Annotated in this window: 9 protein-coding genes and 1 pseudogene; 8 read left to right on the top strand and 2 right to left on the bottom strand. The window is 71.7% G+C overall.

All coding sequences use genetic code 11. From position 1 onward, the window contains the following. Positions 1 to 55: 55 nt before the first annotated feature. Both OHT57_RS04430 and OHT57_RS04425 read left to right on the top strand, forming a co-directional pair. Positions 56 to 2305 carry a serine/threonine-protein kinase gene (locus OHT57_RS04430; RefSeq protein WP_328744594.1) on the top strand — a complete coding sequence of 750 codons (2250 nt, stop codon included), beginning with the start codon at positions 56 to 58 and terminating at the stop codon, positions 2303 to 2305. Between the two features lie 54 nt (positions 2306 to 2359). Next, positions 2360 to 3934 (top strand): phytoene desaturase family protein, encoded by a 1575-nt coding sequence (locus OHT57_RS04425; protein ID WP_328744593.1) that lies wholly within the window; start codon positions 2360 to 2362, stop codon positions 3932 to 3934. Here OHT57_RS04425 and OHT57_RS04420 read toward each other — a convergent pair. Further along, on the bottom strand, positions 3931 to 4743 hold the full coding sequence (locus OHT57_RS04420; RefSeq protein ID WP_328744592.1) for an SDR family NAD(P)-dependent oxidoreductase: 813 nt from the start codon (positions 4741 to 4743) through the stop codon (positions 3931 to 3933). The genes OHT57_RS04425 and OHT57_RS04420 overlap by 4 nt on opposite strands. A 54-nt stretch (positions 4744 to 4797) precedes the next feature. Here OHT57_RS04420 and OHT57_RS04415 point away from each other — a divergent pair, with 54 nt between their 5' ends. The 3 genes from OHT57_RS04415 to OHT57_RS04405 all read left to right on the top strand — a co-directional run bounded on the left by OHT57_RS04415 (position 4798) and on the right by OHT57_RS04405 (position 8495). Further along, on the top strand, positions 4798 to 5649 hold the full coding sequence (locus OHT57_RS04415) for a helix-turn-helix transcriptional regulator (protein WP_328744591.1): 852 nt from the start codon (positions 4798 to 4800) through the stop codon (positions 5647 to 5649). A 186-nt stretch (positions 5650 to 5835) separates the two neighbouring features. Continuing rightward, positions 5836 to 6945: an NAD(P)H-dependent flavin oxidoreductase gene (locus tag OHT57_RS04410; protein ID WP_328744590.1), complete on the top strand. Its 1110-nt coding sequence runs from the start codon at positions 5836 to 5838 to the stop codon at positions 6943 to 6945. Continuing rightward, positions 6942 to 8495, top strand: a complete 1554-nt coding sequence (locus tag OHT57_RS04405) for an acyl-CoA synthetase (protein WP_328744589.1) — start codon at positions 6942 to 6944, stop codon at positions 8493 to 8495. The genes OHT57_RS04410 and OHT57_RS04405 overlap by 4 nt, the downstream gene beginning before the upstream one ends. Before the next feature lie 64 nt (positions 8496 to 8559). Here the strand turns inward: OHT57_RS04405 and OHT57_RS04400 are convergent. Continuing rightward, positions 8560 to 9264 (bottom strand): annotated as a pseudogene (locus OHT57_RS04400) (penicillin acylase family protein); the annotation flags it as partial. Between OHT57_RS04400 and OHT57_RS47370 the strand changes: the two are divergent. The 3 genes from OHT57_RS47370 to OHT57_RS04390 all read left to right on the top strand — a co-directional run bounded on the left by OHT57_RS47370 (position 9176) and on the right by OHT57_RS04390 (position 12155). After that, the gene (locus tag OHT57_RS47370; protein ID WP_443053593.1) at positions 9176 to 9556 is read left to right on the top strand and encodes a transposase family protein; all 381 of its coding nucleotides are present in this window, start codon (positions 9176 to 9178) and stop codon (positions 9554 to 9556) included. The pseudogene OHT57_RS04400 and the gene OHT57_RS47370 sit on opposite strands and share 89 nt — an antisense overlap. An 87-nt stretch (positions 9557 to 9643) precedes the next feature. Beyond that, entirely contained in the window at positions 9644 to 10954 is a 1311-nt protein-coding gene (locus OHT57_RS04395) for a cellulose binding domain-containing protein (protein WP_328744588.1), read from the top strand. A 22-nt stretch (positions 10955 to 10976) separates the two neighbouring features. Further along, positions 10977 to 12155 (top strand): cellulose-binding domain-containing protein, encoded by a 1179-nt coding sequence (locus tag OHT57_RS04390; protein WP_443053592.1) that lies wholly within the window; start codon positions 10977 to 10979, stop codon positions 12153 to 12155. Positions 12156 to 12231 lie beyond the last annotated feature (76 nt).

Here is a 12231-nt window from a genome sequence, read left to right as displayed (position 1 = left end):
ATACTGGACGAGCCAGGGGAGGGCGGGCCGGACATGACGGGGGCGGTCGCAGGAGATGGGGGACAGCAGGCTCATCCAGGGGCGGTACCGACTGCTCGATCTGATCGGGCGCGGAGGCATGGGCGAGGTGTGGCGGGCGCGCGACGAGTCGCTGGGCCGTCATGTCGCCGTGAAGTGCCTCAAGCCGATGGGCGGACACCACGACCAGACCTTCACGCGGGTCCTGAGGGAGCGGTTCCGGCGTGAGGCACGGGTGGCGGCGGCCCTCAGCCACCGCGGGGTGACCGTCGTCCACGACTTCGGCGAGTACGACGGCGTGCTCTACCTGGTGATGGAACTCCTGGACGGCCGCAACCTCAGCCAGCTCCTGGAGGACAACCGACAGCATCCGCTGCCCGTCGCCGACGTCGTCGAGATCGCCGAGCAGGTCGCCGCCGCGCTCGCCTACACCCACCAGCAGGGCATCGTGCACCGGGACCTGAAGCCCGCGAACATCGTCCGCCTCACCGACGGCACCGTGAAGATCTGCGACTTCGGCATCGCCCGCCTCGGCCACGACATCGGCTTCACCTCCCGCCTGACCGGCACCGGCATCGCGATGGGCACCCCGCACTACATGTCGCCGGAGCAGATCGGGGGCTCCGAGGTCGACCTGCGCAGCGACCTGTACTCGCTGGGGTGTGTGCTCTACGAAATCGCCACCGGGGCCCCGCCGTTCGACCTGGACGACGCGTGGGCGATCCTCGTGGGCCACCGCGACACCCCGCCCCGCCCGCCGCGCAGCCACCGCGCCGAACTCCCCGAGTACCTGGACAAGGTCATCCTGGACCTGCTGGCCAAGCTCCCCGAGCAACGCCCGCAGGACGCGCGTGAGCTGGGCCGCCGGATCACTCTGGGCCGCACCACGCCGGCGTACGTGCCCACCGTGGTGACCCAGCAGCCCGACCTGTGGCCACGGGAGACGCCCGAGCCCGCCCGTCCCCGTGAGACCCGGCTGCCGTCCTGGACCCACGGCATGACCACCGGCCACAAGGCCACAGGCGCTGGCCTCGCCATCACACCCCCGGACGCCGGAGCCGGTCTCACCGGCGAGTGGATCGCCCGCCCCGTGGGCGGCCGCGCCGAGGAGCCCGTGCCCGACGAGCCGCCCGCGCTCTCCCCGCAGGCCGTCACCGCACTCGCCGGACGGCACAACGCGGGGCTCAGCCTCGGCCGCCTGGGCCGCTGGGCCGAGGCCGGCGAGGTGCACCGCGCGGTCGCCGCCGAGCGCGCGCACCTGCTCGGCCCCGATCACCCCGACACCCTGGCCAGCCGCTACGAGGTCGCCTTCTCGCTCAGCCGCACCGGCCGCGCCGCCGACGCCCTGCGCGAGTACAAGCACGTGGCCGCGACCAGGACCCGCGCGCTGGGCGCCGACCACCCCGACACCCTCGCCGCCCGCCAGGAAATGGCGTACGTACTGGGCCAGTTGGGCCGGCACTTCGATGCCCACCAGGTCTACAACTCGGTGCTCGCCGCCCGGGAGAGCCGGATGGGCCCCGACCACCCCGACACCCTGCGCTGCCGCCACAACCTCGCCTTCAACCTCAGCAGACTGGGCCGCCTGGAGGACTCGTACCGCATGGCCTGCGAGGTGGCCGCCGCCCGCATCCGGGTGCTCGGCCCCCACCACCCCGACACACTGGTCACCCGGTATGAAGTGGCCTACGCCCTCGGTCAGTTGGGCCGCTGGGAGGAAGCCCTGGGGACCTATCACGAGGTCGCCGAGGCCCGCGCGCAGGCCCTCGGACCCGACCACCCCGACACCCTCGCCGCCCGCTACGAGGTCGGCATCAGCCTCGGCCGCCTCGGCCGCAGCCCGGAGGCCCTCCAGCTCTACCGCGACCTGATCGAGGACCGCACCCGCATCCACGGCCCCGCCCACCCCGAGACCCTCCGGGCCCGCCACGGCCTCGGCGTCAACCTCGGCCGCCTCGGCCGCTGGGAGGAAGCCCTCGCCGAGTCCCGTGACGTGTGCGCGATCCGCGAACGCGTCCTGGGCCCCGACCACCCGGACACCCTGATCAGCCGTCGCGAGGTCGCCGTGGGCCTCGGCTGGCTCGGCCGCTGGACGGACGCCCTCACCGAGTACGGCAGGGTGGCCACCGCCCGCGAACGCGTCCTCGGCGCCGACCACCCCGACACCCTCGCCAGCCGCAACGACGAGGCCCACTGCCTGGAACAGCTCGGCCGGGGCGCGGAGGCGGTGGAGCTCTACCGCAGAGTCGCGGCGCTACGGCAGCAACGGGCGCCGGGCACCCCGTGAGCTGGGTGCCGCCTCCCCCTGGCCGACCTAGATCACCACGTGTTACGAAGAACCATGCCTGCACACGAGGGACCCCAGCGGAGCTACGACGCCGTCATCGTCGGCGGCGGCCACAACGGCCTGGTCGCCGCCGCCTACCTGGCCCGGGCCGGACGCTCCGTGCTGGTCCTCGAGCGGCTCGCGACCACGGGAGGCGCCGCGGTCTCCACCCGGCCCTTCACAGGGGTGGACGCCCGGCTGTCGCGCTACTCCTACCTGGTCAGCCTGCTCCCCAAGAAGATCGTCCGGGACCTCGGCCTGGACTTCCGCGTCCGCACACGCAACGTGTCGTCGTACACCCCGGTGGAACGTGACGGCAGGCCGACCGGCCTCCTCGTCGGCGGTGGTGAGCGGCGAACCAGGGAGGCCTTCGCCAAGCTCACCGGCGGCGAGCGCGAGTACGAGCAGTGGCAGCGGTTCTACGGAATGACGGGCCGCGTCGCGCAGCGGGTCTTCCCCACGCTCACCGAACCGTTGCCGGCGCGGGACGAGCTGCGCCTGCGGGTGGACGACGAGGAGGCGTGGCGGGTCCTGTTCGAGGAGCCGATCGGAGTGGCCGTCGAGGACCGGTTCGCCGACGACCTGGTCCGGGGCGTGGTCCTGACCGACGCTCTCATCGGAACGTTCGCCGACGCCCACGAGCCCTCGCTCCAGCAGAACCGCTGCTTCCTCTACCACGTGATCGGCGGCGGGACGGGCGCCTGGGACGTACCCGTGGGCGGCATGGGCGCCCTCACCGACGCACTGGCGACGGCGGCACGGCAGGCGGGCGCGGTCATCGCCACCGGGCACGAGGCCGTGCGAATCTCCACGGACGGGCACGCGGCGCAGATCACCTACCGCACCGCCGACGGCGAGGGCGCGGTCGACGCCCGGCACGTCCTGGTCAACGCCTCCCCGCAGGCCCTGGCCACCCTCACCGGCGACCGGCAGCCACCGCCCGCCGAGGGCGCCCAGCTCAAGGTGAACATGCTCCTCAAGCGCCTCCCACGACTGCGCGACGACTCCGTCGACCCGCGCGAGGCGTTCTCGGGCACCTTCCACGTCGCCGAGGGCTACCGGCAACTGGCCACCGCCCACGCCCAGGCCGCCGCCGGCCACCTGCCCGCCGCCCCGCCCTCCGAGATCTACTGTCACTCGCTCACCGACCCCTCGATCCTCGGGCCGGACCTGGTCGAGCAGGGCTTTCAGACGCTCACCCTGTTCGGCCTGCACACCCCGGCCCGGCTCTTCGACCGGGACAACGACGCCGTACGCGAGGAACTCCTGGCGGCGACCCTCGCCCAGCTCGACACGCACCTCGCCGAACCGCTCGCCGACTGTCTGGCCACCGACGCGGACGGCCGGCCCTGCATCGAGGCCAGGACCCCGCTCGACCTGGAGCGGGACCTGCGGCTGCCCGGCGGCAACATCTTCCACCGCGAACTGTCCTGGCCCTACGCCCAGGAGGGCACCGGCCGCTGGGGTGTGGAGACCCGGCATGCGAACGTGCTGCTGTGCGGGGCGGGCGCGGTGCGCGGCGGCGGGGTGAGCGGGGTGCCGGGGCACAACGCGGCCATGGCCGTGCTGGAGGGCCCCTCCTCCGATTAGGCCAGACTGCCGCCGTCGACCCGGAGCACCGCCCCGGTCACATAGGAGGCCCGGTCGCTGAGCAGCCAGGCCGCGGCCTCGGCGATCTCGTCCGGAGCGGCGGCCCGGCCGAGCGGGGTCCGGGAGGTGAGCTCGTCGACGATGCCGGGAGAGGCCGTTTCCCACTCGTCGATCATCTCGGTCAGCGTGGTGCCGGGGGCGATGGCGTTGACGCGGATGCCCTCCGGGCCGTACGTGGCGGCGGCCGACGCGGTGAGGCTGTTGACCGCCCGCTTGGCGGCGCCGTACGCGGGCAGCCACGGGTTGGCCATCAGGCTGCCGACGCTGGAGTTGTTGACGATCGCGCCGGTCCCGGCGGTGGCCCGGATCGCGGCGATCTCGGCGTTCATCGCCAGCCAGGGACCCTTGAGATTGACGGCGAGGACATGGTCGAAGTCGGCTTCGGCCAGCTGGTCCATGGGCCCGGGCTGCTGGATGGTCGCCCCGTTGTTGAAGGCGACGTCGAGCCTGCCGTACAGCTCGACGGCCCGGTCCACGGCGGCGCGGACGCTCGCGGGGTCGGCCAGGTCGCAGTGGACGTGGTCGGCGATGCCGCCCGCGGCACGGATCTCCTCGGTCACCGCCTTGAGCTGACTCTCGGTGCGGGCCGCGAGCAGGACCCGGGCTCCTTCCCGGGCGAACAGTCGCGCGGCCGCGGCGCCGATACCGCGTCCGGCGCCGGTGACGAAGGCGACCTTGTCGGCGAGCAGGGCAGAGGTGGTGGTGTTGTCGGTCATGCCGACGAGCCTGCGCCCGGAGGCCGGACTCATCCAGGCACCGGCAGTACCTGGCTCGGCGGCCCGGTGCCCGCGCACACTGGGACCGTGGACCGACGAGAACTGGCCGACTTCCTGCGCATCCGACGCGAGCGCATCGCCCCCGCCGACGTGGGCCTGCCCGCCGGACCGCGCCGCCGTACCCCGGGACTGCGCCGCGAGGAGGTGGCGCAGCTGGCGTACATCTCCACCGAGTACTACACCCGCCTCGAACAGGCCCGTGCGCCCCGGCCGTCCCGTGAGGTCCTGGCGCAGGTCGTCCGCGCCCTGCGGTTGTCGGACGCCGAACGCGACCACCTCCACCACCTCGCCGGCACCCCGCCGGGCCCGCCGCCCGGCCCCTCGCGCGAGGTGCGCCAGAGCATCGTCGACCTGCTGCACCGGCTGCCGCAGGCCGCCGCGATCGTCATCTCGGCGTTCTACGAGGTGATCGCCTGGAACGACCTGGCCGCGGCGCTCATGGAGGACTTCTCGGCCCTGTCCCGCCGCGACCGCAACCTCGTCCGCCGTTCCTTCCTGGGCCCGCACCCGCAGGGCCGCCGGCTCTACGGCGTCTCGGACGGCGAGGAGTTCGCGCGCTCCTCGGTCCAGCGACTGCGCGCCGCCTCCGCCCGCTATCCCGACCATCCCGAGCTGACCGCACTGGTGGCGGAACTCCTTGACGGGAGCGAGGCGTTCGCCCGGATGTGGGCCACGCACGAGGTCACCGTCCGCCCCACGCTCTGCAAGACCTTCGACCATCCCCTGGTCGGCCCGGTCACGGTGAACTGCGACGTCCTGGACATCGCCGACCGGGACCAGCACGTCGTGATCTACACGGCCACCCCGGGCTCGCCGTCCGAGGAGGCACTACGGCTGCTGTCGGTCGTCGGCACCCAGCGGCTGGACGTGCCTGGCTGAACCGTCGGTTGCCGGGCGCTGCAGCCGAGGGCCTCAACACGGGGCGCGTCCGCCTGATGTGCCCGCCCACTGAGGTGCTCGCCCGACGGTCTTCGTGGAGTTCCGGCCGACGATCCGCCGACCTGAATCTGACGGAGCATCAGAAAACCTCTTCCGTCGTCCGGAGGACTGCGGCATCCTGCGGCCATGCAGACGGAGCTGAGCAAGAAACTGGGACTGGAGCACGCCGTCTTCGGCTTCACGCCGTTCCCCGCCGTCGCCGCGGCCATCAGCCGGGCCGGCGGCTTCGGAGTGCTCGGCGCGGTCCGTTACACGGAACCCGACGAACTCAAACGCGACCTCGACTGGATCGAGGCCCACGTCGACGGCAAGCCGTACGGCCTGGACGTCGTCATGCCGGCCAAGAAGGTCGAGGGGGTGAGCGAGGCCGACGTCGAGGCGATGATCCCCGAGGGGCACCGGCAGTTCGTCAAGGACACCCTCGCCAAGTACGGCGTACCCGCACTCGCCGAGGGCGAGGCGTCCGGGTGGCGCATCACGGGCTGGATGGAGCAGGTCGCCCGCAGCCAGCTGGACGTCGCCTTCGACTACCCGATCCGGCTGCTCGCCAACGCCCTCGGCTCGCCTCCCGCCGACGTGGTGGACCGCGCGCACGAACAGGACGTGCTGGTCGCCGCCCTGGCGGGCAGTGCCCGGCACGCCGTCAAGCACCAGGAAGCCGGCATCGACATCGTGGTCGCACAGGGCTACGAGGCCGGTGGCCACACCGGTGACATCGCCTCCATGGTCCTCACCCCGGAGGTCGTCGACGCCGTCGATCCGCTGCCTGTACTGGCGGCGGGCGGCATCGGCAGCGGGCAGCAGGCGGCCGCCGCACTGGCACTCGGGGCCCAGGGTGTGTGGCTGGGCTCCATATGGCTGACCACCACAGAGGCCGAACTGACGTCGCCCCGGCTCATCCAGAAACTTCTCGCCGCCGGTTCCGGCGACACCGTGCGCTCCCGCGCCCTGACGGGTAAGCCCGCACGCCAGCTGCGAACCGAATGGACCGACGCCTGGGACTCCGCCGAGGGGCCCGGCACCCTCCCCATGCCGCTGCAGGGCCTGCTGGTCGCCGAGGCGGTCTCACGCATCCAGAAGTACGAGGTCGAGCCGCTGCTGGGCACGCCCGTCGGTCAGATCGTGGGGCGGATGAACAGCGAACGCAGCGTCCAGGCCGTCTTCGACGACCTCACCCGCGGCTTCGAGCGAGCCGTCGATCGCATCAACCGCATCGCCGGAAGGAGCGCCCAGTGACGAGCACACCTCCCGCGGGCTTCTGGGCCCAGGCCGCCCAGGACCCCTCCCGTACGGTCCTCATCGCCCCCGACGGCACGCCCTGGACCGCCGGTCGCCTCCACGCCGCCGCCAACCGGCTGGTCCACGGCCTGCGCGCCGCCGGGCTGGAACGCGGCGACGCCTTCGCGGTCGTCCTGCCCAACAGCGCGGAGTTCTTCACCGCGCACCTCGCCGCCAGCCAGGCCGGCCTCTACCTGGTGCCGGTCAACCACCACTTCGTCGCCCCCGAGATCGCCTGGATCGTCGCCGACTCCGGTGCGAAGGTACTGATCGCTGACGAGCGGTTCGGGGAGACCGCGCGCAGGGCCGCCGACGAGGCCGGCCTTCCGGCGGACCGGCGATACGCCGTCGGCGAGGTCGAGGGCTTCCGGCCGTACGCCGAACTCCTCGACGGACAGCCGGAGTCGGCGCCCACGGACCGTGAACTCGGCTGGGTCATGAACTACACCTCCGGCACCACCGGCCGCCCCCGCGGCATCAGGCGCCCGCTGCCCGGAAAGCGCCCGGAGGAGGCGTACCTCGGCGGATTCCTCGGCATCTTCGGCATCCGGCCCTTCGGCGACGACGTCCACCTCGTCTGCTCCCCGCTCTACCACACGGCCGTTCTGCAGTTCGCGGCCGCGTCCCTGCACATCGGCCACCCGCTGGTGCTGATGGACAAGTGGACGCCCGAGGAGATGCTGCGGCTGATCGACGCACACCGGTGTACCGACACCCACATGGTCCCGACCCAGTTCCATCGCCTGCTGGCCCTGCCCGAGGACGTCCGGGCACGCCATGACGTCTCGTCCATGCGGCACGCCATCCATGGCGCCGCTCCCTGTCCCGACCACGTCAAGCGGGCGATGCTCGACTGGTGGGGGCCCTGTGTGGAGGAGTACTACGCGGCCAGCGAGGGCGGCGGTGCCTTCGCGACCGCCGAGGACTGGCTGAAGAAACCCGGCACGGTCGGCAAGGCCTGGCCCATCAGCGAACTCGCGATCTTCGACGACGACGGCAACCGGCTGCCGCCCGAAGAACTCGGCACCGTCTACCTGAAGATGAACACCGGAGGCTTCGCGTACCACAAGGACGAGGCCAAGACGAAGAAGAACCGTATCGGCGACTTCTTCACCGTCGGCGACCTCGGCCTCCTCGACGAGGACGGTTACCTCTTCCTGCGCGACCGCAAGATCGACATGATCATCTCGGGCGGGGTCAACATCTACCCGGCCGAGATCGAGTCCGTCCTGCTCCAGCACCCCGCCGTCGCCGACGCCGCCGCCTTCGGCATTCCGCACGACGACTGGGGCGAGGAGGTCAAGGCCGTGGTGGAACCGGCGCCCGGCCGGGAACCCGGCCCGGACCTCGCCGCCGCGATCCTCGACCACTGCGCGGAGCAGCTCGCCGCCTACAAACGGCCAAAGAGCGTCGACTTCATCACCGAGATGCCCCGCGACCCCAACGGCAAGCTGTACAAGCGTCGACTGCGCGACCCGTACTGGGAGGGCCGTACCCGGCCGGTGTGACCGAGGCCCGCGCTCTCTCCGCGTGGTGATGTGGTCTCGCCACATATGTGGCGGGACCACATGCTCAGTGTCCGCGCACCCGCACGATCTTCAGGGCGGGCGAGGACAGGATGTCCTTCTCGCAGAACCGGGACGTCACCCACTTCTCCGCCGAGAACAGCCGTGTCTGGTCACTGAAGTGCGGCGAGTTCGGGTTCGAGGACTGGGAGTACGTCAACAGGGTCCGGGCCACCGGGCAGCGCCCGCCGTCCCAGCCCACCGCCTGGATGTTGCTGGACCCGGTCGACACCTCCGTGTATCCACCGCCCGCCGGGTCCCACACCGACTCCACCTTGTTCCACACGCCCAGCGACCGCGATCCGCCGGGAACCGCGATGCGCTTCTCGTTCCGCACCACGAACTGGTGCTCCCCGAGCCGCGAGTCCAGCGGGATGCCGGCCGCAGTCAGCTCGGTGACCGTGTCGGCGAGAGCCGTCGCGAAGGCGGGTGAGCCGGTGTCGAGGGTGTTCGGGGTGTTCACCGGGTCGGCAGCCGAGAACGGCACCGTCCACATCTGGGACACGGGCAACTTCCGCCACAGCCGGTCGAAGAGCTGGGCGCCTCGGCTGCCGGTGTTCGCGGTGCGGTCCCAGGCCGCGAGCACCCCGCAGGCCGCACCGACGTCGACGGCCTTGCCGTCGGTGCCCGTCGCCGTGCCGCCGGGAAGAGCCGCACACGCCTTCGCCGCGTCCGCTGCCAGGAGGTCGCCCGCGGGCACCCGGTCGGCGAGGCCCGGGCGGCGCGGATGCGGTCTTCGGCACGGGCGCGCTGGCGGTCTGGCCGCGGCGGATGCCTCGGCTGGGGACTGTCCGGCCTGCGGGGTCTTTGCATCTCAGGTGAAAGGCTCCGCGACCACCAGACCCCGGGATATCCCTTATGGCGAGCGCGTCCTGGAGTTGTTGTGGCAAAAGCGGCGCTGGTGGTGCCGCGAGCCGGCAAGCCCTCGGCCCCGACCCCTTGTCAGGGGCATGGCCCTCTTCTACAGTCCCCGGACACGGAGACCATGGGAGCGCTCCCACTAGAGAGGTGTTCCAGCGCTCACCCCCTCCCTCCGAGAGGACTCCCATACGAACGTCACAGCGCCCCGTCACGAAGAAGGCGGATCCCCCATGCAGCTTCTTTCGGCCCCCCGCTCGCCCGCCCGAAGGCGCACCGCCCTGTTGCTGGCAGCGCTCTGCTGTGCCGCGTTACCCGTCGTGGCTGCGGCGGCCCAGCCGCCCGCGGCGAGTGCCGCCGCCACCGAGGTCCTGGGCAACGCGACCCACTTCGCCGGGCTCGGCAGCCCCTACGGCGGCTGCGGTCTGCCGCAGCGCGAACTGGACAGCCAGGACTTCGTGGCGCTCAACGTGTTCAACACACCCGGCGACTACTCGGGGGCCTACCCGCGCCCGGTGCCGGACTCACAGGCATCGATCAAGGGCGTCTTCGACAACGGCCGCAACTGCGGCCGCTGGGTCAAGGTCACCATCGGGGACTACTGCACCGGCACCAATGACGGTGCCCCGGGCCAGCCCTTCTGCCGCAACGGTTCCTGGGTGGCCGACAAGTACAACGGGGCCACCCTGAACATGCTCGTCGCGGACAGCTGCGCCGATTCCAACGCCTGGTGCCGGGACGACCCCAACCACCTCGACCTGGCAACCGACTCCCTCAACCGCTTGCGGATCGGCGGCACCCCAGCGGGGACGATGTACCCGGACCACTGGAACAACCGTCATGTCTCCTGGAGCTTCGTCCCGGCCCCGGACTACAGCGGTGACATCCGTATCGGCTTCCTCAGGGGAGCCCAGCAGTACTGGCCCGCCATCGCCGTCTCCCATCTGCCGGGCGGCATCCACGGCGTCCAGTACCTGGCGAACGGCACCTGGACCGACGCCGCGATGAACAGCGACATGGGGCAGTCCTACGTCATCGGCGCGACGGCCTCCGGCCAGAGCAGCTTCACCATACGGATCCGCGACGCGGCCGACGCCTGGCTGGGCGGCAGCCGTACGTACTCCTTCTCGCTGCCGTCAGGCTGCGCGGGAGGCTGCTCGCAGGACTACACCGCCGTTCCCTACACCACCGACAGCTCCGGAGGGACGCCATCTCCCACTCCGACGCCGAGCCCCTCGAGCGACACCGCCTGCACGGCCCAGTGGAAGCTGACCGGCTCATGGCAGGGCGGGTACCAGGCCGACGTCACGGTCACCAACACCGGGTCCCGGCCGGTCACCGGCTGGTCGGTGCACCACACCCTGCCGGACGGTGTGACCGTGGCGAACCGCTGGAACGCGGTGGTGGATCCGTCCCGCCCCGCCACCACCGTTCACAACGCCTCCTACAACGGCTCGCTGGCACCGGGCGCGTCGACGACCTGGGGGATGACGCTCAGCGGCGATGACCGAGCCCTCGGCACACTCTCCTGCACAGCGTCCTGACTCCGGGAGATTGATCATGGCCATGACTTCCTTACGCGTGCGCCGCCACCGCCACCGCCTGCCGCTCTGGGCATTGGTGCTGACCGTGGTGGCGGTGGCCCTTCCCACCATCGCGACATCGCGCGCACAGGGCGCGGCGACGGGCTGCACGATCACCTACACCACCAACGAGTGGTCCGGCGGCTTCACCGCCCAGATCCGCGTCACGAACCTCGGCGCCGCCCTGAGCGGCTGGCGGCTGGAGTGGACCTACAGCGGCGACCAGCAGGTCACGTCCGCCTGGAACGCGCAGGTCACCCAGTCGGGCAGCGCGGTGACCGCCGTGAACGCCGCGCACAATGCCGTGCTCGCCGCCGACGGGTCCGTGGACTTCGGGTTCCAGGGCACCTGGTACAGCGCCGATCCGGCTCCCACCGCCTTCGCCCTCAACGGCACGCCGTGCGGCGGAACCGCGAGTCCCACCCCGACGGCGACCGCCTCACCGACACCGACCGCGACGGCCACGGCTCCGGCCGACTGCGCCGGGGCCACGATCTGCTCCGACTTCGAGGACCAGACCGGCACCGTGCCCTCGGGCTCCTGGCAGACCACGGCACCCGACTGCCAGGGCACGGGGAAGGTCAGCGTCGACACGTCCGTCGCCTACAGCGGCACCAGGTCGCTGCGCGTCGACGGCCGCGCCGGCTACTGCAACCACACCTTCGCGGCCTCCACCCGCGATCTGTCCTCCGTCGGGCCCGTGGTGTACGTCCGCATGCGGGTCCGGCACACCACCGCCCTGCCCACCAACCACGTCACTTTCGTATCCATGCCGGACGCCTCACAGGGCGGCAGGGCGCTGCGCGTCGGCGGGCAGAACGGCGCACTGCAGTGGAACCGCGAGAGCGACGACGCGACGCTGCCGGAACAGAGCCCGGCGGGGGTCGCGCTCAGCACGCCGCTGCCGACCGGCCGATGGCTGTGCCTGCGGTTCCAGATCGACACCACCGCCCAGTCCATGCGCACCTGGGTCGACGACCAGGAGGTCGCCGGACTGCACGTGGACGGGGTGGCGACCCAGAACGTCGACGGACAGTGGCTCGCCCGTAGGACCCCTCCCCGCCCCACCGGCCTGCGCCTGGGGTGGGAGAGCTACAGCAACGGGGACGACACTTTCTGGTTCGACGACGTAGCCCTGGGCTCCTCACCGATCGGCTGCTGACACCCGCGTGGGATCCGTCGGGAGGACAGGACCTGAACGCGCGACAGTTGTTGATTCCTTGATCCGTACCGCGCGC

It is taken from the genome of Streptomyces sp. NBC_00285 (genome assembly GCF_036174265.1).
GTDB lineage: Bacteria > Actinomycetota > Actinomycetes > Streptomycetales > Streptomycetaceae > Streptomyces.
The sequence above is the reverse complement of the archived record's forward strand: the minus strand, read 5'-3'. Positions and strand labels throughout refer to the sequence as shown.